The 21185-nt window shown below is 53.1% G+C and carries 17 protein-coding genes and 1 riboswitch; of the genes, 13 read left to right on the top strand and 4 right to left on the bottom strand.

Annotated elements, in window-relative coordinates:
• The first annotated feature begins 26 nt into the window (after positions 1-26).
• Both Pelsub_RS13640 and Pelsub_RS13635 read left to right on the top strand, forming a co-directional pair.
• On the top strand, positions 27-545 hold the full coding sequence (locus Pelsub_RS13640; RefSeq protein WP_116225589.1) for a VOC family protein: 519 nt from the start codon (positions 27-29) through the stop codon (positions 543-545).
• A gap of 38 nt (positions 546-583) precedes the next feature.
• Entirely contained in the window at positions 584-892 is a 309-nt protein-coding gene (locus Pelsub_RS13635) for a YkvA family protein (protein WP_116225588.1), read from the top strand.
• Between the two features lie 1016 nt (positions 893-1908).
• Here the strand turns inward: Pelsub_RS13635 and Pelsub_RS13630 are convergent.
• Both Pelsub_RS13630 and Pelsub_RS13625 read right to left on the bottom strand, forming a co-directional pair.
• Positions 1909-3087, bottom strand: coding sequence for a glycine C-acetyltransferase (locus Pelsub_RS13630; protein WP_116225587.1), 1179 nt, complete (start codon positions 3085-3087; stop codon positions 1909-1911).
• Between the two features lie 44 nt (positions 3088-3131).
• Positions 3132-4760 (bottom strand): hypothetical protein, encoded by a 1629-nt coding sequence (locus Pelsub_RS13625; protein WP_116225586.1) that lies wholly within the window; start codon positions 4758-4760, stop codon positions 3132-3134.
• A 177-nt stretch (positions 4761-4937) separates the two neighbouring features.
• Between Pelsub_RS13625 and Pelsub_RS13620 the strand changes: the two genes are divergently transcribed.
• From Pelsub_RS13620 to Pelsub_RS13590, 7 genes are all read left to right on the top strand, one after another.
• Positions 4938-5495, top strand: a complete 558-nt coding sequence (locus Pelsub_RS13620; protein WP_116225585.1) for a hypothetical protein — start codon at positions 4938-4940, stop codon at positions 5493-5495.
• A gap of 123 nt (positions 5496-5618) precedes the next feature.
• Entirely contained in the window at positions 5619-6152 is a 534-nt protein-coding gene (locus tag Pelsub_RS13615) for a hypothetical protein (protein ID WP_116225584.1), read from the top strand.
• 73 nt (positions 6153-6225) lie between these two features.
• Positions 6226-6336, top strand: a riboswitch (TPP riboswitch).
• 31 nt (positions 6337-6367) lie between these two features.
• A complete protein-coding gene (locus tag Pelsub_RS13610) occupies positions 6368-7012 on the top strand; it encodes a thiamine diphosphokinase (protein WP_116225583.1) in 645 nt (214 codons plus the stop codon).
• Positions 7013-7037: 25 nt separating this feature from the next.
• Positions 7038-8072 carry a thiamine ABC transporter substrate-binding protein gene (locus tag Pelsub_RS13605; protein WP_116225582.1) on the top strand — a complete coding sequence of 345 codons (1035 nt, stop codon included), beginning with the start codon at positions 7038-7040 and terminating at the stop codon, positions 8070-8072.
• Positions 8072-9769, top strand: a complete 1698-nt coding sequence (locus tag Pelsub_RS13600) for an ABC transporter permease (RefSeq protein ID WP_116225581.1) — start codon at positions 8072-8074, stop codon at positions 9767-9769. The genes Pelsub_RS13605 and Pelsub_RS13600 overlap by 1 nt, the downstream gene beginning before the upstream one ends.
• On the top strand, positions 9762-10811 hold the full coding sequence (locus tag Pelsub_RS13595; RefSeq protein WP_116225580.1) for an ABC transporter ATP-binding protein: 1050 nt from the start codon (positions 9762-9764) through the stop codon (positions 10809-10811). The genes Pelsub_RS13600 and Pelsub_RS13595 overlap by 8 nt, the downstream gene beginning before the upstream one ends.
• Positions 10812-10813: 2 nt before the next feature.
• Positions 10814-11290 carry a DUF402 domain-containing protein gene (locus Pelsub_RS13590; RefSeq protein ID WP_158675121.1) on the top strand — a complete coding sequence of 159 codons (477 nt, stop codon included), beginning with the start codon at positions 10814-10816 and terminating at the stop codon, positions 11288-11290.
• Here Pelsub_RS13590 and Pelsub_RS13585 read toward each other — a convergent pair.
• Together Pelsub_RS13585 and Pelsub_RS13580 are read right to left on the bottom strand one after the other, a co-directional pair.
• A complete protein-coding gene (locus Pelsub_RS13585; protein ID WP_116225578.1) occupies positions 11287-11856 on the bottom strand; it encodes a DUF4126 domain-containing protein in 570 nt (189 codons plus the stop codon). The two genes, Pelsub_RS13590 and Pelsub_RS13585, sit on opposite strands and share 4 nt — an antisense overlap.
• Positions 11857-11896: 40 nt before the next feature.
• Positions 11897-12685 carry a DUF2085 domain-containing protein gene (locus tag Pelsub_RS13580; protein WP_116225577.1) on the bottom strand — a complete coding sequence of 263 codons (789 nt, stop codon included), beginning with the start codon at positions 12683-12685 and terminating at the stop codon, positions 11897-11899.
• A gap of 314 nt (positions 12686-12999) precedes the next feature.
• Here Pelsub_RS13580 and Pelsub_RS13575 point away from each other — a divergent pair, with 314 nt between their 5' ends.
• The 4 genes from Pelsub_RS13575 (at position 13000) to rplI (ending at position 21181) form a co-directional block, all read left to right on the top strand.
• Positions 13000-13380 carry a VOC family protein gene (locus Pelsub_RS13575; RefSeq protein WP_116225576.1) on the top strand — a complete coding sequence of 127 codons (381 nt, stop codon included), beginning with the start codon at positions 13000-13002 and terminating at the stop codon, positions 13378-13380.
• 10 nt (positions 13381-13390) lie between these two features.
• The gene (locus Pelsub_RS13570; protein WP_116225575.1) at positions 13391-14896 is read left to right on the top strand and encodes a M1 family metallopeptidase; all 1506 of its coding nucleotides are present in this window, start codon (positions 13391-13393) and stop codon (positions 14894-14896) included.
• 412 nt (positions 14897-15308) lie between these two features.
• Positions 15309-20330, top strand: coding sequence for a right-handed parallel beta-helix repeat-containing protein (locus Pelsub_RS13565; protein ID WP_158675120.1), 5022 nt, complete (start codon positions 15309-15311; stop codon positions 20328-20330).
• Positions 20331-20581: 251 nt separating this feature from the next.
• On the top strand, positions 20582-21181 hold the full coding sequence (gene rplI / locus Pelsub_RS13560) for a 50S ribosomal protein L9 (RefSeq protein ID WP_116225573.1): 600 nt from the start codon (positions 20582-20584) through the stop codon (positions 21179-21181).
• The last annotated feature ends 4 nt before the right edge of the window (positions 21182-21185 follow it).

Genomic DNA, 21185 nt, shown 5'->3' with positions numbered 1-21185 from the left:
ACTGAATCCTGGGAAAGGATGCTCGTATGGCCTCGAATTCCCCGCTGCCTTTACCCTTTTTAAACAATGGAATTGCTCAAATTGCCATGGTTGTGAAAAACCTGGAAGAGACCGTTGAACAGTACCATAAACTATTTGGCATCGATGGATGGACTTTTTACACCTACGGCAAGCCATTGGTGAAAGAGATGAGCTACCACGGCCAACCCAGTGAGCACAGTTTCCGCGTGGCACTGTCTTACTTTGGCGATATGCGCATCGAGCTGATCCAGCCGCTGGAAGGGGAGTCCATTTACGAGGATTTCATCGCCGAGCACGGTTACGGCCTGCAGCACCTGGGCGTGCTGGTCGAGGACATGCAGGCGGCATTGGAGCAGGCGCGCGCGGCCGGACTGGAGATGATCCAGGATGGTTCCGGCTTTGGGCTGGACGGCGACGGGCATTACGCCTATCTGGACACGCAAGAGACCCTGGGCGTGACCATCGAGCTGATTGAGCGCCCCAAACGCCGCCATGAACCGGAGAAGGTCTACCCGCCGGAATAGCCCGAAATTGTATTTAATTTGTGCTAAACTATTGCCTTATGAACAAGTATTTCTTTGCTGATATTGTAGAGAAGGTCAAGTTGACCTTCCGTTTGGTAAAAGATTATCGTGTCAGCTTCTGGTTGAAGTTGATTCCCATTTCCTGTTTGGTGTATTTCATCGTGCCCATGGACCTGTTGATCGGGCCTATCGACGATGCCATTTTGATGTACCTGGGCATGGATGTGTTCATTGAGATGTGCCCCAAGGACATCGTGGCAGAGCACCTGGCGGAGCTGCGCGGCCAACCTGTCCAACCCCCCGCCGCGCCGGACGAGGATGTGATCGACGCCGAATTCAAAGACTAATATAAAACTCCGCCACCCGGCGGAGTTTTTGTTTTAACCCTTATTGTCATCCTGAGCGGAGGAAGTCCGCGTTCGCGGAGCATTCCCTCGGGGAAGAGGATCCCGGCCCGATTACCAGATATGCTAATTTCTTTTTATGGCTATCCAATTTGATTAAGTAACATCTCCAGCCAGATACTGAGATTGCTTCGCTCACCTGCGGTGAGCTCGCAATGACAAATTTGGGAAGGTGTCCCACGTTTTCATCCTCTCCCTTGAGGGATTGCGCAGCATTCCCTCGGGGGAGAGGACCAGAGGTGAGGGGGATTATCTGCCGTTATATGTGGTTAAAAAATCGCTTGAGCGAAGGGGTAATAAAAAAGGCACGTCTTTGTGTCACACAGGAATGTGTGACCTACAAAAACAGGGTGGGTCGGGTATTTCCCTGCACCCTTTGGTGTGCCTGAATGTATGGAACAAATCAGAGCTCGCAATGACAAATTCGGGAAGGCGACCCACGTATTCTTCCTCTCCCTTGAGGGATTGCGCAGCATTCCCTCGGGGGAGAGGACCAGAGGTGAGGGGGATTGTCTGCTGTAATCTGTGGTTAAAAAATCGCTTGAGCGAAGGGGTAATAAAAAAGGCACGTCTTTGTGTCACACAGGAATGTGTGACCTACAAAAACAGGGTGGGTCGGGTATTTCCCTGCACCCTTTGGTGTGCCTGAATGTATGGAACAAATCAGAGCTCGCAATGACAAATTCGGGAAGGCGACCCACGTATTCTTCCTCTCCCTTGAGGGATTGCGCAGCATTCCCTCGGGGGAGAGGACCAGAGGTGAGGGGGATTCAGAAATCCGGCCGAGATTCCTCTCTCACTTCGTTCGCTCGGAATGACAGGTAAAGATAGTTAATAAAAAACAGCCGGTCTAATAGACTGGCTGTTTTACTAAATAATTGGAGTTCAGTTTTTATCCGTGTGAATCCAATATAAAAAGATCTTCTGCTGTTATCTGTGTGTATCTGTGGCAAAAACTATTAAATTACACCCAGCTTCTTGCCGACCTTCTCGAAGGCGTCCAGGCCATCGTCCAGGTCGTCGCGCGAGTGAGCGGCCGAGATCATCACGCGGATGCGCGCCTTGCCCTTGGGCACGGTCGGGTAGCCGATGGAGGTACCGAAGATGCCGTTCTCGAACAGCTCACGGCTGAACTGCTGCGCCAGCGGCGCTTCACCCAACATGACCGGTGTGATGGGCGTCTCGCTGAAGCCGATGTCAAAGCCCATGTCCTTCAAGCCGGCCTTGAAGTAGCGTCCGTTCTCCCACAGGCGATCCACCAGCTCGGTGGAGCTTTCTAGGATGTCGATGGCCGCGATGCAGGCGGCTACGTCCGGCGGGGTGACGGCCGACGAGAACAGGAAGGGGCGCCCGCGCTGTTTGAGCCATTCGATGATGACCGCGTTGCCGGAGACCACGCCGCCCACTACGCCGAAGGCTTTGGAGAAAGTGCCGATTTCGATATCCACCTTGCCGTGCAGGTTGAAGTGATCCACGATGCCGCGGCCGCTTTTGCCCAATACACCTTCGCCGTGCGCGTCGTCCACCATCAGGATGATGTCGTGCGCCTGAGCGATCTCGTATAGTTTATCCAACGGGGCAATGTCACCGTCCATGCTGAACACGCCGTCGGTGATGATCATGGCTTTTTCGTAAGTGCCTTCATTTTCCTTGATGACCTGCTCCAGACTGGCTGGGTTGCAGTGTTCGTAGCGTACGATGGTGGCGCCCGACAGGCGGCAGCCGTCGATGATGCTGGCGTGGTTCAGTTCGTCCGAAAAGATCACGTCGCGCTTGCCTACCAAAGCCTGGATGGTGCCCAGGTTGGCGCAGAATCCGGATTGGAAGGTGATGGCGGCTTCGGCCTGTTTGAAGGCGGCCACGCGTTTTTCCAGTTCGGTATGGATGTCCATCGTACCGGCAATCGAGCGCACTGCGCCGGGGCCAACCCCGTAGCGTTTGAGCGCGTCTTGCGCGGCCGCAACCATGCGCGGATCGTTGGCCAATCCCAAATAGTTGTTGGAGCAGAAATTAAGCACTTTGCGCCCGTCCACCTCCAGCCAGGCGCCCTGTGGGGAGCCGAGCGTGCGGATGTTATTGTATAAACCTGCTTCTTTCAGGTTTTTCAGTTCTTTCTGAATCCAGTCTAATCTTGCCATGCGATTTCCTCGTGTGTAATTTCAGGTTTCGGTTTACAAATTCATTATACTTCCAGGCGTACATCCGCCAGGATGCCCATATCCAGCAGGGCTTCTTTGAGAGCCTGCACGCTGCCGCTTTTGACCACAGCGGTGGTATCGTTCAGGCGCGTCAGCGTATTGCCGCTGCGTGTAGCCAATAATTGATCGAGAATGACGGCTGAACGCACGCGCAGCAGCACCGGCTGCTCGAAAACCGCTTCCAGTTCATGCTGCTTCCAGCGTTCCAGCGCTTGCGGAATGTTGGGCGGCAGTGGTTTACGCGCGTGTTTGTTGATCAACACAATCAGCTGGTTAACCTGCAAGCCCTGGCGCAGGGCTTCCTGCAGGGCGGGCGGGCTGATGCGGTAGCTGTACTTGCCTTTCTTTTCCAAGCCCCAATCGCAAAAACGCGCCAGCTGATAGCGCAGGCTGAGCGGAAATCCGCGTTCCACCAGCAGGCCCCCGTCTTTGTTGAGCGCGAAGCTATCGACCTCTGCCGGTGCGTATTCGAGTGTTTGCCCTTCGAGCAGCGCCTCAGTCCAGGCGGAGCGCCGGAAAAGCTGGGCTTTGCCACTCTTGCTGCGTGTGCCCAAATCCACCAGACCCAGCCAGAAGAAAGGCCCAGTCAACGCCGCTTTCAGCAATTCGCCTTCGACTTCATCCCAATGTTCAAAGCCCTTGAGGTAAAAACCTTTCTCTTTGTGCTGGATAATCCAACTGTCGTAATCTCCCGCGCTGCGCAGAAAATCCGGCTGGCGCTGTTTGATCCAGCCGCTGAACTCGTCCAGGTCGAACCACTGCCCGGCGGGCAGGGGCGCGAACAGGGCCAGCAGGCGCTGGCGCAATTGCAGGGTGTTGATTTTAAGTGTACCCTCGAATGCCAGGTGCTGCAGTAATTTCGTCTCGTTGACAGCCGTACTGTGCTGCCAGACCTGGTTCAACGTGGAAAAGGAGCGCGCGTGCGGCGCTTCCAGGAAAGCGCCAATGCGCTCCGGGTCGGGTTTGCCGCCGTTTAGCAGTCCGGCTTCGGATAAAAGCGTCTGCAGGAAATCTACCGGAACCTGCGGGTTAACCAGCGCGATTTGTTCAGGTGCCAGGCCCTTGCGCAGGCCGGCCAATAGCGTGCAGGCGTGCTCCAAAATGATGTCGCTGGCGGTGTAGACACGCGCAGGGGTGTAGTTGGGCAGTGCCGGAATATTATCCGATTCCAGCCGCTCAATTTCGGCGCTCATAAACTGTTGGAATTCCTCCGGGAGGTAAATAAATTCCTGCGGCTGGCCGCCCTCGCGCAGGAAGGCGCGCGCGATGAAACCGCTGTAGTACAGCTTTTCGGTAATGGAACCCGGATTGCGGTCGGGGCGCACTTTCTCGCGCCGGGCTGCCCCCATCTCACGCAGCTCGCCGAAAACGCGCTGGAATTGGTCCAAGGGCTGCCTCCCGCCGGAGCGTGCCAGGCGCAGCAATGCTTGATAGGCCTTGTCCGGCAGGGCTTGCAGCACTTCATCGAACAGCTCACGGTCCTGCAAGCGCGCGGCGATCTGGCGCGCGGCAGACTTGGCGGGATCCAATTCCTGCTGGATGCCCCACTGCTCGGCCAGCATATCCAGCTGGTCGGGCTCGTAATCGATGATGCTTTCAATTAAAGTTGGCATGACTTTATAATAGCTTAAGAAATAATCTGTTATGATTTCTTTTGGCAGACCGCCAGAGTCATTGTGGCGATTAAACCGGCATTACTTAAAATTCTGATCAGGGCTGGACATTTTTATCCAATTTGGACATAATCTGCTATTATACTGGAGCACATAAAAAGAAAGAAAACGCCGATAATGGAGAATTATTTTGTAGACGCCATCTGCCAGGCAGCGGTAGAAATATTGGGTGAAAAGGAAGCCTTCACAACTCTGAAAGAGATGGGCTTTCCCACCCTCATTTCGGCGGATGCCTCGCGTTTCTCATTGGAGGATATGGGCGTGGTTCTGGCGCGCAAATATAACCCGCAGACTGCCATGGGATTGTTGATCCGCATGGGGCGGGCTTCCCTCATTTTCCTACGGCGTTATTTCAGCGATATCTCCGAGCTGGGCACTATTGAGAATCGCCTCAAACCCTTGGATAAGCGTTTCCTGTCTTCTCTGGGTGTGCTGGCGCAGCGTGTCAGTAGTGAATTGGACCTGAGCGCCGAAGTGGCAGCGCAGGGTGGGCTGACCTATGCCTGGCAGGTCCAACCTGCGCAGCAGACCTACGCGATCTACTACCATTTCGGTTTGCTGGAAGAATTTTGCACCTGGCTCGATTCACGAAAGAATTACCAATTGAACTATGCCGGCAGTGAAGCAGGATCAGACTCCTGTCAGATTACCCTGACCGTTAAAGACCCCCAATAAAAACCCCTCTAATGTAATAAATACAGAAACAAATTGTATAATTTATTATGTGCATGGATCGATCTTGCACATCTTTTTACAAAGAGTTTGTTGTCAAAACCAAGCTGAGGAGGAAATCAACCCATGAGCAAACGCCTGAAAACCCTATTGATCGTTATGATCGTTTTGTGCGCCTTCGTTCTGGTCGAGTGTTCCATACTCCCATTTCTGGTAGGAGAGGATGTGAATTCTATGATCCAGGTTATTTTGATAGACCTGGTTCTCGAAATACCATTGGCATACTTCCTATATAGCTTGATCCAAGGAATGGTTATTAAAAATAATGAAGCCAAAGGCATTGAGGTTTCTACACAGAAAAAAAAGAAGACTAAAACTTCGATCAAAGTAGCTTTCATTGTGATGCTGGTCATCCCTGCTATTCTGACCTCCGTCATGGCTATTATTTCCATTCTTAAGAGCTGTGCCGGTCTTTCCGGAACCGGCAGCAAGGAGTCAGGCGTCACCGCAATCTTTGGTGTTATTCCGATCTTCTTTTCGGATCGTACGATCAATTCGATCTGGGCGATTGTTGGACCGATCATCCTGGCTATGGTGGCGTTTGAATTCGTTCAATGGCTGATCAAGAAAATCTATGTCATTATTGAGGAAGATTTTTAAAAGGATATGACTGGCAGGTATTCTGAGATTTTTATTATTGACAGATTGCCCAATAGCTCCTAAACTGTAGTTAACAACCGAACCGGGGAGCCTGAAATGCCAGGCTGAGAGGAGAATGCAAAATTCTCGACCCGTAGAACCTGAACCGGATAATACCGGCGGAGGGAGTATCTTATAGCCTTTAAACTCCCTTCAATGGTAAGGGAGTTTTTTTTATGCGAGCAGTGATCTTTGCCAATGGAGAGTTGCAGCAGCCGGAGCGCCTGCGCGCGCTGCTGCGGTCGGATGATTATCTCATCTCAGCCGACGGCGGCTTGCGCCACTTGCGCGCTTTGGACCTGCGCCCGCAGCTCCTGATCGGCGATCTCGACTCGGTCAGCCAACCAGACGTGGAATGGCTGGCGGGCGGCGCCACGGAGATCCGCAAATTCCCTGCCGAGAAGGACTTCACCGACCTGGAGTTGGCGCTGCGCGCGGCACGTGAACGCGGCACGGAGAGTATCCTCCTGGCGGCAGCCCTGGGCGGGCGCCTGGACCAAACTTTGGCCAATATCGCCCTGCTGCGCCTGCCGGAACTTTCCGGGATGGATGTCAGCCTGGATGACGGCCTGACCGAGGTGCGGCTGATCACCGCGAACCTCACCATCCACGGCCACACCGGCGACATCGTCTCGCTCATTCCCCAGGCTTCGGTTGTGAAAGGGGTGCGCACCCATGCACTGCAATATCCGTTGAACGCGGAAACCCTCAGCCCCGGCGAAACGCGCGGCATCAGCAACGTCATGCTGTCCGCCCAGGCCGCGGTTGAGATCGAGAGCGGAGAGCTGTTGTGCGTGCATCTCCGCCGGAACAATCAATAATTACACAAATTACGAGGAGTAACTGATGAAGAAAACGATTTATCTGGTTTTGTTGGTTCTGGCACTGGCTTTAAGCGCCTGCCAGAAAGAACCGGCTGCTCTGACCGTCATGGCGCATGATTCGTTCAAGGTCAGCGACGACGTCATTGCGCAATTTGAACAAGAGAATAACGTCAAAGTCAACTTCCTGCTCAGCGGCGATGCGGGCAGCACGCTCAACCGCGCGGTGCTTTCCAAGGACGCGCCGGTGGCGGACGTGCTCTACGGTGTGGATAACACCTTCCTGTCGCGTGCCCTAAGCGAAGGAATTTTCGAGAGCTACGCTTCGCCGCTGTTGGACCAGATCCCCGATGCGCTTAAGCTGGATGACCAGAATCGCGCCCTGCCGGTGGATTACGGCGACGTGTGCGTCAACTACGACAAGGCTTACTTTGCCGAGCACAACCTGGCCCTGCCGACTTCACTGGAAGACCTGACCAAACCCGAATATGACGGTTTGCTGGTGGTCGAAAACCCGGCCGTCTCTTCCACCGGCCTGGCCTTCATGTTTGCCACCATCGCCCAATATGGGGATGGTTATATGGATTATTGGCTGCGCCTGAAGGACAACGGCGTGGTGGTGGTCAACGATTGGGAGACCGCCTATTACACCAACTTCTCCGGTTCGTCCGGCAAGGGCGGCCAACCCATGGTGGTGTCCTACGGCACCAGCCCGGCGGTCGAAGTGGTCTACGCCGAAGAGCCGCTGACCGATGCTCCCACGGCTTCGCTGGTGGGCGACAACATGTGCTTCCGCCAGATTGAGTTCGTGGGCATCCTGCAGGGCACCCAACAGCGTGCCCTGGCCGAGAAGTTCGTGGATTTCATGCTCGGTACGACCCTCCAGGAGGATATCCCCCTGAACATGTTCGTATTCCCGGCCAACCAGAATGCGCAGCTGCCTGAGGAGTTCGCCCTGTATAACCAGGTACCCGAACACCCGGCTTCGCTGCCGATGGATGAAATCGAGGTCAACCGCGAAACCTGGATCGCGGGCTGGCGGGAGTTGATGGCGCAATAATGCCGTCCAAACGTTGGAACGCCGGCAAGCTGGCCCTGTGGCTGCTGCCGCTGGGCTTTCTGCTGGCGTTCTACTTCTTCCCGATGGGTAAAATAGTCGTTCTGGCGCTTTCAAAATGGCGCCAGAACGGTTTGACCGGCTGGGACTGGGGACTGGTGGGCCGCACGGCCGGTTTCACCTTTTACCAGGCCGCCCTTTCCACTTTGCTGACCCTGGTGCTGGGCATGCCGGCGGCCTTTTTGTTCAGCCGCTTTCAATTCCGCGGCAAAGGCTTCCTGCGGGTGGCTTCCACGCTGCCTTTCATCCTGCCTACCGTGGTGGTGGCGGCCGGCTTCAATGCCCTGATAGGTCCGCACGGCTGGCTCAATCTGGGTTTGATGGCGCTCTTCCACCTGGAGCAGGCGCCCATCAGCATCCAAAACAGCTTGACGGCCATTCTGCTGGCGCATGTCTTCTATAACACTTCCATCGTCATTCGCGTGGTCTCGACCGCCTGGGAGGGCGTGGACCTGCGCCTGGAGAACGCCGCGCGTACGCTGGGCGCCTCCCCGGCGCGCGTCTTCCGCAGCGTGACCCTGCCCCTGCTGCGCCCGGCGCTGATCTCGGCCTTTTTACTGGTGTTCCTGTTCGACTTCACCAGCTTCGGCGTCATCCTGATGATGGGTGGCCCGCAGTTCAGCACGCTGGAAGTGGAGATCTACATCCAGACCATGCAGTTCCTCAACCTGCCCCTGGCCGGGCTGCTTTCGCTCATCCAGTTGGTCTTCTGCATGGGTATCACCGCGTTGATCATCGCCACGGGACGTTCACTGAGCGTGCCGGTCATGCCGCGCGGCAACCAGGAGAACCTGCGCAAACCCAAAAAAGCGGTCGAAAAATTATTCGTCCTGATTATGGCTTTCGTCCTTATTTTCCTTCTGGTATTGCCGCTGGTCGCGCTGGTCGGGCAGGCTTTTTTCACCTCGAATGACAGCGGTTGGCATCCAACCTTGCAATACTTCCGGCAGTTGTTCGTCAACAGCCGCCGATCCATTTTCTACGTCCCGCCCATTATTGCCCTGCGAAACTCGCTGCTGTACGCACTGACGGCTTCCGCCCTGGCGCTGGGGTTGGGTATGCTGCTGGCCAACGCCGCGCGCGGCAGCCGTACACTCAGCCGCCTGCTCAATTGGCTGGTGCTGCTGCCACTGGGCACTTCGGCGGTTACTTTCGGACTGGGGCTGTACCTGGCTTACGGCACCGGTTACGGCGCGCTGCGCTGGTATCCGCTGCTCATCCCGCTGGCGCACGCGCTCATCGCGCTGCCCTTCGTGCTCAACCTGATCGAGCCGGCCCTCAATGCCATTCCGGCCAACCTGAAATGGGCCGCGCGCACGCTGGGCGCTTCGCAGCGCGTGGTCTGGCGCCGCGTGGAATTGCCCATCATCTGGCGCTCGGCCCTGACCGCATTCGTGTACGCCTACGCCATCTCGCTGGGCGAGTTCGGCGCGACTTCCTTCCTGACCCGCCCGGACATCCCCACGCTGCCCATCGCGGTCTACCGTTACTTGACCCTGCCCGGCGCACTCAACTACGGCCAGGCCATGGCCATGTCAGTGGTCCTGCTGGCGGTGTGCGCGCTGAGCATGTTCGTGGTGGACCGCTTGCAGCTTCCGGTTTGGGGCGATAATCAAAGAAAGGCGCAACCTGATGCTTGAGATCCTCAAAATTCGCAAATATTATGAAAACCAGCTGCTGCTGGATGACATTTCCTTCACGCTGGGGGCGGATGAGACCGTCTGCCTGTTGGGACCTTCCGGCGGCGGCAAGAGCACCCTGCTGCGTATCATTGCCGGATTGGAAGAATCCGAAAGCGGACAGGTGCTGTGGGATGGGCAGGATGTCACTGCCGAACCGGCGCACCTGCGCAACTTCGGCTTGATGTTCCAGGATTACGCCCTCTTCCCCCACCTGAATGTCAGTGACAATGTGGCCTTTGGGCTGCGTATGCAGCGCTTGCCGGACGATGACATCCGCCGGCGCGTGGCGGAAACGTTGGCGCTGGTCAACATGAGCGCTTTCGCCAAACGGCGTGTCACCGACCTGTCGGGCGGCGAGCAGCAGCGCGTGGCCCTGGCGCGCGCCCTGGTACCGCACCCGCGCTTGTTGATGCTGGATGAACCGCTGGGAGCGTTGGACCGCGCGCTGCGCGCGCAGCTCAGCGAGGATCTGCGCGCCGTGCTGCAGCAGATGGACATTCCCGTTATCTACGTGACGCATGACCAGGAGGAAGCCTTTGCCTTTGGCGACCGGCTGTTTGTGCTGCACGACGGCCGCATCATCCAATCCGGCAGCCCCTCCCAGGTTTACAACCACCCCGATTCGCTGTGGTTGGCAACCTTCTTTGGGCACAAGAACCGTTTGCAGGGGACAGTGGAATCGGTTGACCCGCTGCGTGTGCGCACGGACGACGGCCTGATCGCCTGCGGCCCGCAGCCGCGCGAATTTAATATAGGGCAGAAAGTGACCCTGGTGCTGCCCTCCGACACGGCCAGTCTGTCGGAGCAGGTTGAAGGCGCCCTTAAAGCACGGGTCACCGACAGCCGCTTCCAGGGCATGGGCCACCTGGTGGATTTTCAATTGACGGACGGCACGGAGTTGACTTTCTTTTTCAAGGATGCCCAAAAGCCGGGCAGTTTGGTATTCCTGGCGTTGGAAGCGCAATCCATGTTATGCTTTCCCGCACTTGGGACAGCTTAAAAATGAATTTACCCATAACCATCGTTAAGAATAACCATTTGGGAGAGGAAGTCTGGCGCTATCCCGGCCAGTTGATTGCCCAATCCGCGCGCGGATACTTGTTCGAGGCGCACTTCAATCGCAGCGACTTTGATTTTAATAGCATGCTGTTGAAGCACAATGACCGTTTCCTGGAACTGTATTTGCTGGAGAAGTATTTCAACATCTATCAGATCTACGACCGCGATGACGGGCATTTGAAAGGTTGGTACTGCAACGTGACCAAACCGGTGAAAGTCGAAGACGGTTTTATCCGCTACGACGACCTGGCGCTGGACCTGTTGGTCTTCCCGGACGGGCGCCAAATGGTGTTGGACGAGGATGAGTTTACCGAACTGGACCTGCCCTCGGAATTACAGGAACAGGCGCGCGCGGGGCTGCGCGAACTTCAGAGCTTGTTTGCGGAAAATCCCGATCTGGATGTGCGTAAGCTGGTCTAGTCTTTTTCGTCCGGGGTGCGCAGGAAGAAATAATACAATATCCATGTACCCAACAGCACCAGCAGGATACCCACCACGGCAGGCGCTGCCACGGAAAGCACTGACAGGGTGGTGGAGGTGGCGTCCTCGGCTACGCTGACCGGCACGTTGCCGCTGGTGCCAGTCACAGCACTGACGGCCGGGCGCACCGCGGCGCTCTTGACCAGGTTGACGCTGCCCGCTACCAGGATGCCCAGCCCGATGGCTAGGATGGGATGCACGTCGCTGATGACGTTGGTGCTGGCGGCGAAGGCGATCGCCCCGGCGGCCGGACGCACGACGCTCTGCACGAAAATGTCGTTGATGTGGTTGACTACCGGGAACTTATCCACCAGGAATTCCACCAGCGACAGCACCACCAACAGGCCGATGATCCACCAACTGGTCAGCGCGTCCCATGGACTGTTCAGTTTGATCAGGTCGGTGAAACGCGCGGTCAGGGCGATCACCAGCAGGGGAATATACGCGTTCAGTCCGGCGGAGGCCGATAATCCGAAAGCTGAAAAAATTCCTAAAGCACTTCCCATTGGTTTCCTTATTTGGTTCTATTTACACTTTAAGTTAATTTTATCCCAATAACCAGGCGCGCAGGCCGGTCATCAGGGTGATTTGCAGAACAGCGGTGGCGAACCCGGCCAGCATGAAAAGCCATAATTGGATGGGCTGCTCAAAGGAATTTTCATGGCGGGTCACAATCACCCAGAAGACGGTGTACAGCAACGAAATTACCAGTACAACCATCAAAATGGCGATGCCTGCCAATGACAGGAAAATGGTTGCCCCGGAAAAAACCAGCAGCAAGCCCATGAGCGCGGACGCGCCTGCGTAAGCGCCCACTTGCCAGGGGGAGAACAGCAGCGGCTGCTTGAGGGGCGCTTTCCAGATGGTCAGGTTGAAGAGCGTGATCAGGGCAGTGGAAAGCACCAAACCCATGCCGAAACCGGTCACCAGACGCGTGATGTTGTTGGTGGTGTACAGGAATGGCCGGTTGAGGATGTCGCTCATAAAGGAGTTGGTCCCGTCCCCGCCCCAGGCCAGCGTCAGCACGCCCAGCAGAATCAGGTAGCCTTTGGCGGGCAGCCCAGCTTTTTTCCCCTGTGTCAGATAATACAGGAAGCCGATGAAACAGCCCAGATAAAGGCCGCTGCAGCGCGCGCATAGCGGAAACTGGATATCGTCGCGGATGTAGGAATGCGTGGGTAGTTGGTGGCAAACCGAAGCACCGATAGCCATGCCCTTGCTGTAACAGCTGCCGGGTGTCAGATGAAACCAATTGAGTGTGATGCCGAAAACGGCCAGCAGCACCAGAGCGGCAAAAAGAATGCGCTTGGATGAAAGTTTGGGTTGTCTTTCCATATTAACATCCAATTATAGCTGAGAGAGCGGCCGCGCAAAACTGTTTGAGCTGCTTTCGAGATGGTGTAAAATGAAATTAGAGAGAACAAAACTCTCGCTTACCTTGCTATCCTTTAGGATGAGGAGGTGGTGTCCATATGAGTAGTAGTCAACGTAAAGCTGCGGCATCCCTCCTCGGAATCCGATAAACGGATGCCGCAGCCAAAAGCAGAGACCGTCTGAAGAGACGGTCTTCTGTGTTAAAAAAAGGACGTGCAATCTCGAAAAAGTTCTGATATATTTTTCATTAGCGATAATCAATCAGGAGGCAGCTAATGCAGACGAATCCGGTGGTATTTTGGGAACTGGCCAGCAACGACATGGAAAAATCCGTAACGTTTTTCCATGAGGTGTTCGATTGGCAGATTGACTTCAATGAGCGCCTGGGTTTCTACCTGATTCCCGAAACAACTCCCAAGCAGGAAAGTCTGGAGGGCGCCATTTTTACGCTGAAGCGGGCCAAACTGCCCTTTCTGACCATTTACATTCAGGTCGAAGATATTGATGCCAAAGTCGCTTTAGTTGAGGAAAAGGGCGGTTTCATCGTTGAAGCGCCTTTTGATATCTCTCCCCGTTCACGCATTTGCCTGTTCAACGAACCCAGCGGGGTAACCTTCGCCATGGTCCAATCCAAACCTGACACTGATACCAATTGATTGAGTAAAGATGACCCTAACCAACCGTTTGTTAATTTCTCTTATACTGCTTTTCTCCCTGGCGGGATGTGCATCTCTGCCGGCTGTCCAAACACAAATTGCGAATCAAGCTGAAGGCCGGTCGCAGGTTACCCCAACAGCGGCGGATCCTTTGGCACAATATGATGCCAATCTGGTGGAAACTTACCAGCCGGTATTAGCGGAGATGAAAACGGCAACGCGTTATCGGATTGAGATTGAGATAGCGGATAGTATTTCTGCAATCGCTGGATATCAAAAAGTGCTTTATAGCAACAATGAAGACGTACCCCTGAAGGAAGTGTATTTCCGGCTTTTCCCGAATAACTCAGGCTCCTACATGACTGTTTCAGACTTGAAGGTGGATGGCGAGCCGGTGCAGGTAGTGCTGGATCATCGCAACACAGCCATGCGCGTTGAGCTGCCGGATGAATTACAACCGGGCCAATCGGTCAGCATCTGTATGGACTTTAATCAGACAGTTCCTTCCGAAATGGGAGGTAATTATGGTTTGTACGTCTACCTGGACGAGATCTTGTCGTTGGATCAGTTTTTCCCCATCATCCCGGTCTACAACGAAGAGGGGTGGAATGTGGAAGATCCGCCTATCAACGCCGATATGCTTTATAGTGATGAGGCTTTTTTTGACGTCCAGGTCAGCGCGCCTTCGCAGCTGGTGCTGGCCGGGTCGGGCGTGGCGATCAGCAGCTCGGACCAGGATGGGCGCCAGGTAGTGCGTTATGCCGGCGGACCGCAGCGCGATTTCTTTCTGGCGGCCAGTCCGTTGTTTCTATCGGCCAGCCGCAAGGTGGGCGACACCAAGGTCACCAGCTTTTTTCTGGATGAATACCGTGATGGCGGCATGCTGGTTTTGGAATCAGCCGTACACGCGCTGGAATCTTACAATGAACGCTTTGGGCTTTACCCCTACACGGAATTGGATCTGATCAGCACCCCTATGTTTGCCGGCGGGATGGAGTACTCTTCCGCGGTTTCTCTGTCGCTGTATTATTACAACCCTGACCACAACATCGGTAATCTGACTTTCCTGGAATCGGTGGTAGCGCATGAGATTGCGCACCAGTGGTTCTTTAACCAGGTGATGAGCGATCAGATTGAGGAACCCTGGCTGGACGAAAGCCTGGTTCAGTACGCTACCTATCTATATTATGTCGATCGTTATGGCGAAAACAACGCCGAAGGTTTCGTGGATAGCTGGTATCAGCGTTGGGCCAGTGTTAAATTGGAGTCCATACCTATCGGTATGCCCGCCGCAGCCTACAGCGAGGATGAATACGGCCCAATCGTATATGGGCGCGGACCGTTATTCTTTGCGGCGCTGAAAGAAAAGCTGGGCGAGGATGAATTGAATACGCTCCTGCGTACCTATACCGATGAATATCGCTGGGGAATTGCGGATGGCCAGAAATTTAAAACTTTAGCCGAAGAAACCTGCGCCTGCGACTTGACTCCATTGTTTGAAGAGTGGGTGTATTAAGAAGAAATGAGAATGAAACAGAGAACGAACCCTGAGCGGCTGCCCTGATCTTGTCGAATGGGAAGCGTGGGGCCTGCCCAGAGCGCTTGCCCTGAGCTTATTGAACGGGAAGCGTGGGGCCTGCCCAGAGCGAAGCGTGGGGCCTGCCCAGAGCGAAGCGTGGGGTGTCGAAAGGTCCGTTTATCTGTTATCCACTGATTTCAGTTAAAAATATATGAACAGTCAAAATTAGTTGTCAATGTATAAAAAATACATATAATATCTTTAAGCCGCGTTAATTTCGGGAAATAAAAATGCGGAGTTCCGAAATCGATTTATCTGAAATTTAATTTTTTTTCGCAGGGTTCTTTTTACGTGGTTAAAGGGGGTAAGGGAGTGCTGACTTAATTTGACAACGGAGGAAATGATGAGGATGTTTCAAAATGGTACATGGAAGGGTTGGACAATAATTTTAGGTTTTAGTTTGATTTTCTTTTTAAGTATGCTGCTTCCTCACTCAGTTTATGCGGATGACAGCCTGCCGCCGGATTTGCCGGCTGAAACGCTTGAAGCGGAACCGGTCATAACGGATCAGCTGCCGGAAACAGCGCAGCCGGACGAGGGCGAAATAGTTCAATCTCCCGCCGGCGAAGATGAATCCGGTCAGACGGATACGGAAGAGAACCCCGCAGAGGACCCCGAACCGATCGATGGGGAGGATGCGGCTGATGGACAGGACGGCGAAACAGAAGAAGCGGTATCCCCGGAAATTACCGAGGATGCTTTATCTGATGACGCTCAGGGGGATACTGAAACCGACGATGTAGAAATCGTCATCAAAAATGAAGATGGCGAGACCTTGAATATGGCCAGCCAGGAGGGTCAGGAAGTCATTTCTTCGGCTGATCCCTGGTGGATGGTGGGAACTCAAAAGTTCGCAGTCGTAAAAACCGGCGGTTCCTGTCCGGACGATTCGCTTTGTATGTTTGCCGATGATCCGATCACTTATGCCCTTAATTACATCGATACATACAACCTGGTACCTACGGATGGCATCCTGCACGTGGAAGCGGATACGTACAACGAAGACGTGACCATTGATGGCAGTTCTGGTAACGGAAATCTGGCAAAATTGAAAGGGCTGGTCAGTGATGGGACTTCCGGTAATACCTTCATCAACGGGAATATTACGATCAGTAATACTGTGTTGGGTTTTACGCTGAGTGGTTTTACCATCGATGGTTATTATGTTTCGCTCAGTAATAATGTCGGCATTTTAAACCTTTCGGACCTGAATGTCTCATCACCCACCTCTTCGGGAATTACTGTAGCTATCCATAACGGTGCTGTGAATGTGGATCGGGTTAAATCGAACAATAATGCGAATTATGGCTTGAATCTGGATAACAGGAATGGCAGCGGCGGGGTCACGGTGACCAACAGCGAATTCAGCCATAACGGCAGCGGGATCGTGGGCAGCTACTGGGCCGGCGTGAATATTAACTCGAACGGTTTGGTGACATTCAATGGCGTTTCCGCCAGCGATAATTATGGCAATGGCGCGAGAATCAGTTCCGCGAAAGGCATCACCATCAAAAATAGCGTTTTTAGTGATAACGAGAGTGCAATTGGTGCTTTGAGTTATGGCAACGGCCTCTATTTCAACGAAACAACACCCAACAACCACATCCTCTTGGAGAACGTTCGCGCGGATAACAATGATATTTACGGTATCTATCTGATCAACGCGGGCACGGTCACCTTGAAGAACGTATCGGCTGACGCAAACGGCCTCATCAATGACTACGATGGTATCTACATCAAAAATATTGCCGGAACGGGGACCGTTACCATTTACAATAGTACATCCAGCAATAACGGCGGGTCCGGTTTTGAGGTTGAATCTTATCGGAACGTTAACATCAATGGCATCACCGCGTTGGATAATGGCCTGTTGGGGGTTAATATTGATAATTGTGATTATGATTCAGCCACCGGCGGATGTCTGGGAAATGGCTCTGTGACGATATCCGGCAACTTACCCAATATCAGTAATAACAATGGAAGCAGTAGCAACGGGATTGGTTTTAAAATTCTCTCCAGTGGAAACATTACTTTGTCCTCTTTCCAGGCGGATGGCAACTATGATGGCGTTTATCTCGTTAATGGGTACACTGGCCGCAGCGGGATAGTCACCTTGAACGTTACCTACGTCCCGCCTGCGGGGGAATGGGTGAACTCCGCCTCCGGTAATGACCATTATGGTATTTATATCCATTCCTACGGGAATATTATGGTGGATAAGTGCGTGGCGGAGCATAATGGCTATGTCGGGGCTAATATCAATAACGACACCGGCCCGGCCATTAAAACCATCACGATCAAGAACAGCAGTTTCTCTTTTAATGCGATCACGGGTTTGATTGTCAGCTCAAAAGGCAATATTACGATACAGGATGTCGATGCCCATGACAATATCAGCGCCCGCGGAATCAGCACCAACGTAGGCGTCGGATCCGGGGGTTACCGCATTATCGGAACAAAGGGCAACATTTGCGATTTCTCCGGGAATGGAGAGACCGGGATCTATATCAACTGGTCAGGCACGGTGACATTGAGCAATATTGCTGCCACTGGCAACCGCCTGGGTGCGTCAATTAATAACTCCTATGGAGAAGGTAAGTTTGTTACAATCACCGACGCGGATTTCTCCGGCTCGACCAACGGCAGCGGTTTGACCATCAACTCCAAAGGCGCGGTCACGCTGACCAATGTCACCTCCAATGACAACACCAATGGTTTGGGCGTAGATATCAATAATTCCGGCGCCTCAAAAGCCCAGGTCGTGAAGATTACCAATGGCGTGTTCAACAGCAACGCCTCCAGTTATGGGCTGACACTCTACAGTCTGGGTTCAGTAACCCTGAACAGCGTGCAGGCCAATCTGAATGGCGCGTCGGGTGTCTTGATCGATACCTGTATATATGACGGCAGCATTCCGGGTTGCAAGGGCAGCGGCAATATCAGCATCATTGGCAGTGATAATAAATTCAACAATAACGTTAACTCCGGGTTATATCTCATTTTGCGAGGCAGTGTGAATCTGCTTAACATCGTGGCGGATAATAACGGGCTTAATGGCCTGACGGTCGATAATGATTATGAGAATAGCATCGGCAACGTCACCCTGAATGCTTCCGCCGGTAAAACCAACTCATTTTCCGGAAACAATAGCGAGGGTGTTTATATTCAGACACATGGAAATATTACTCTGCAGCATTTCATGGCAAATAATAATAACGCTACCAGCGGTACATCCGGTGTATGGCTTGACAATTCAAGCGGTCCCGCCAATAAAAAAGTGGTCCTGGCTTACGCAGAGATAAACGATAACCAATTGGATGGATTGTATATCAAATGCACTGGACCGGTCACCCTGACTTCCGTGCAGGTGCTGCGCAGCTCGAAGCATTATTGGGAGATCCGTGATGATACAGGAGACCAAATAAAAGACCGATTGCCTTATGAAGCGGAATATGACGAGATTTGGTACTTTGTTGGAGAAGTTAGCCAATCGATTGAACTGTTATTGAGCAGTGATTACTTTGATCCATATTTGGAGCTCTTCGATGCCAACTGGGTGCTCTTGACTGCGGACGATAACAGCGGTACCGGCACCGTAGCGCAGATCACATACACGTTGCCGACCGATGGCATGTATTATGTACGGGTCAGCAGCGTGGTGGCGGATGAATATGGAAAATATTTGCTTAACATGACCGGGGCAAGCCAGGAAAATGGCAACTACAGCAGCTACATGGGTGTCTACATCGATAATACCTTTAACAATGGGACCGGAAATGTAACGGTTACCGCACCTAAAGGTGGATACGGTCTGGACGTTCGCGATAACAACTACTCGGGTGTGTATATTACCACCAAAGGGAACATCGCCATTTCAGGGTCCACCATCAATTACAACGGGTACCGCGGAGCGAACCTTTCGAATGAAAATGTGGATGGTAAAACAGTCACTCTTAAAGATACCAGTTTTGATTTCAATGACTATGCTGGCGTGAGTATCCAGACCAAAGGTGTGGTCAATTGGATCAATGGCGGCGCTAACTATAGCCGCTCCGGCAACGGCGCTATCATCAGCAACTATGGTGCCGGTGCCTACCGTCCGGTCAGCCTCAGCGGCCTCACCTTTAATGGAAATGCGACCTATGGATTCAACGTACAATCTATCGGCGCGATCACGTTGAAGAACGTCGGCGCAAGCAACAACCTGAATGACAACGGCGCCACTTTGGATAATTGCATGTACTCCAGCGGCTGCACGGGTGTGGGCAATGTAACCCTTTCCGGTACATTGGGTTTGTCGGACTTCTCCGGCAATAAATATTCCGGGCTTTCTGTGAACTCCGCGGGAAACATTTCCATCACCAACGTGAATGCCAGCGATAATGAACTGAACTCCGGTTTAGCCCTCTATAACAACTTCTTAAATGGGTATGGCAACATTCTCGTGAAGAACAGTGTGAAGGATGCTTATAACAATATCTCCGGCAATGGCAATTATGGTGCGGAGGTGTATTCGCTGGGCACCATTACGCTGTCCAATATCATGGTTAAGGAGAACGGCGAGACCGGTCTGTACGTCAACAACACCAATTCGGCCAGCGCGAAGAATGTAACCTTGTCGCGCATCATCAGCGCTGACAACGAAGGCAACGCGGGTATCGATGTGTACTCCAAGGGGGTTATCACGTTGAGTTATATGGAGGACCGGGGCAATGATTCCAACGGAATACGCTTGTCCAATACCTCCGCTGCCACCCCGCAGGCGGTCATCGTGACGCGCACATCCATCATTGGAAATGCAAGCGGTTATGGTTTGTATATCCAATCCATGGGTGACGTCACACTAAACAACGTTTCCGCCCAAACCAGTATGTATGGCGCCTACATCGACAATAGCTCCAGTCCGTCCGCAAAGGTGACTGTTCTGGGAACTCTTGGACAGAATACTTTCAGCGGAAATGATGTGGATGGCTTGACGGTTTTGTCCAACGGGAACGTCAACCTGACATCTATCGTAGCGGATCAGAATGGCCGCAAGGGCATTTTTGCCGACGCGGGCGGTGCGCTCACGGTCACCAACCTGTGGACGGCCAAGAACGGCTACCAGGGGTTGGACCTGCTGGCGGGTTTGGACGCGACCATTTCGAATGTGCAATGCTTCTCGAACGGCGCTACTGCCAATGAGGATGGCATGATGGTGCGCATGGGAACGGAGGATGGGGTGGTGAAGATCCTGAACAGCGCGTTCGTCGGCAACTATGGCAGTGGTATCGCGGTCAATGGAACGTTCAATGTGGACCTTATTAACACCTTCTATTTCGGAAATGATGCGGACAATTCGGGAGATTTAAACTTTTTCAATATCCCCTGATTGAAATAACCTAACATCAGGGCGCACTTGTGTGCGCCCTGATGATTTTCCAGCTAAAAAAAAGCTGAAGGTAAAATTGCCCGGAAGTTCTTCACGCAAAATCTGTGTGCATCAAATACATAACAAAGGTTTTTTGTTTTACCCGTGTTTATCTGTGGCAAATATAACTACCAAAGTCATGGTAGAATTGCGGTTCGACGCGTTGTACCCTTCGCGTTAGAAAAAATTCTGAAAGAGAAAGGGCTTGACCAATGAAAGTAATGCTAATGAAGGACGTCTATAACCTGGGACGTGCCGGAGAAGTGAAAAAGGTAGCCGACGGCTACGCGCGAAATTTCCTGATTCCTCAAAGACTGGCAGTACCTGCCTCAGTTGGCGCATTACGGCAGATTGAAAAAATTCAGGCTGCCGCGGCCAAACAACGTGAAATGTTGAATGAAGAAATGAGCGGTTTGGCTGAACAGATCAAAGCTTTGGAACTGACCTTCAAAGCCAAAGTTGGCGAGACCGGTAAACTATATGGCTCCATCACCCAGCAGGCGATTATTGACGCAGTCAACGAGAAATTAAACAGCAACCTTGACCGCCACTTGTTGGAATCCGAACCGCTGCGTGAAGTGGGTGAGCACATGGTGCGCATCCGCCTGACGTTTGACCTGGTTCCCGAACTCAAAGTGATTATTGAGAGCGACGAGGAAAAGAAGGAAGATAAAGCACCCGGACGCAAATCAACCAAAAGAGTTGAGGAAACCCCGGAAGAACAACCCGAAGCAGCTGTTGAAGTAGAAGAAGTGGTTGCAGAATCGGTGGAAGAAACAGAAACCGATACACCGGCTGAAGAAGAAGCCTAATCAT

This window comes from Pelolinea submarina (assembly GCF_003966975.1).
Classification (GTDB): domain Bacteria; phylum Chloroflexota; class Anaerolineae; order Anaerolineales; family Anaerolineaceae; genus Pelolinea; species Pelolinea submarina.
This window is presented reverse-complemented; position numbering and strand designations above follow the sequence as displayed.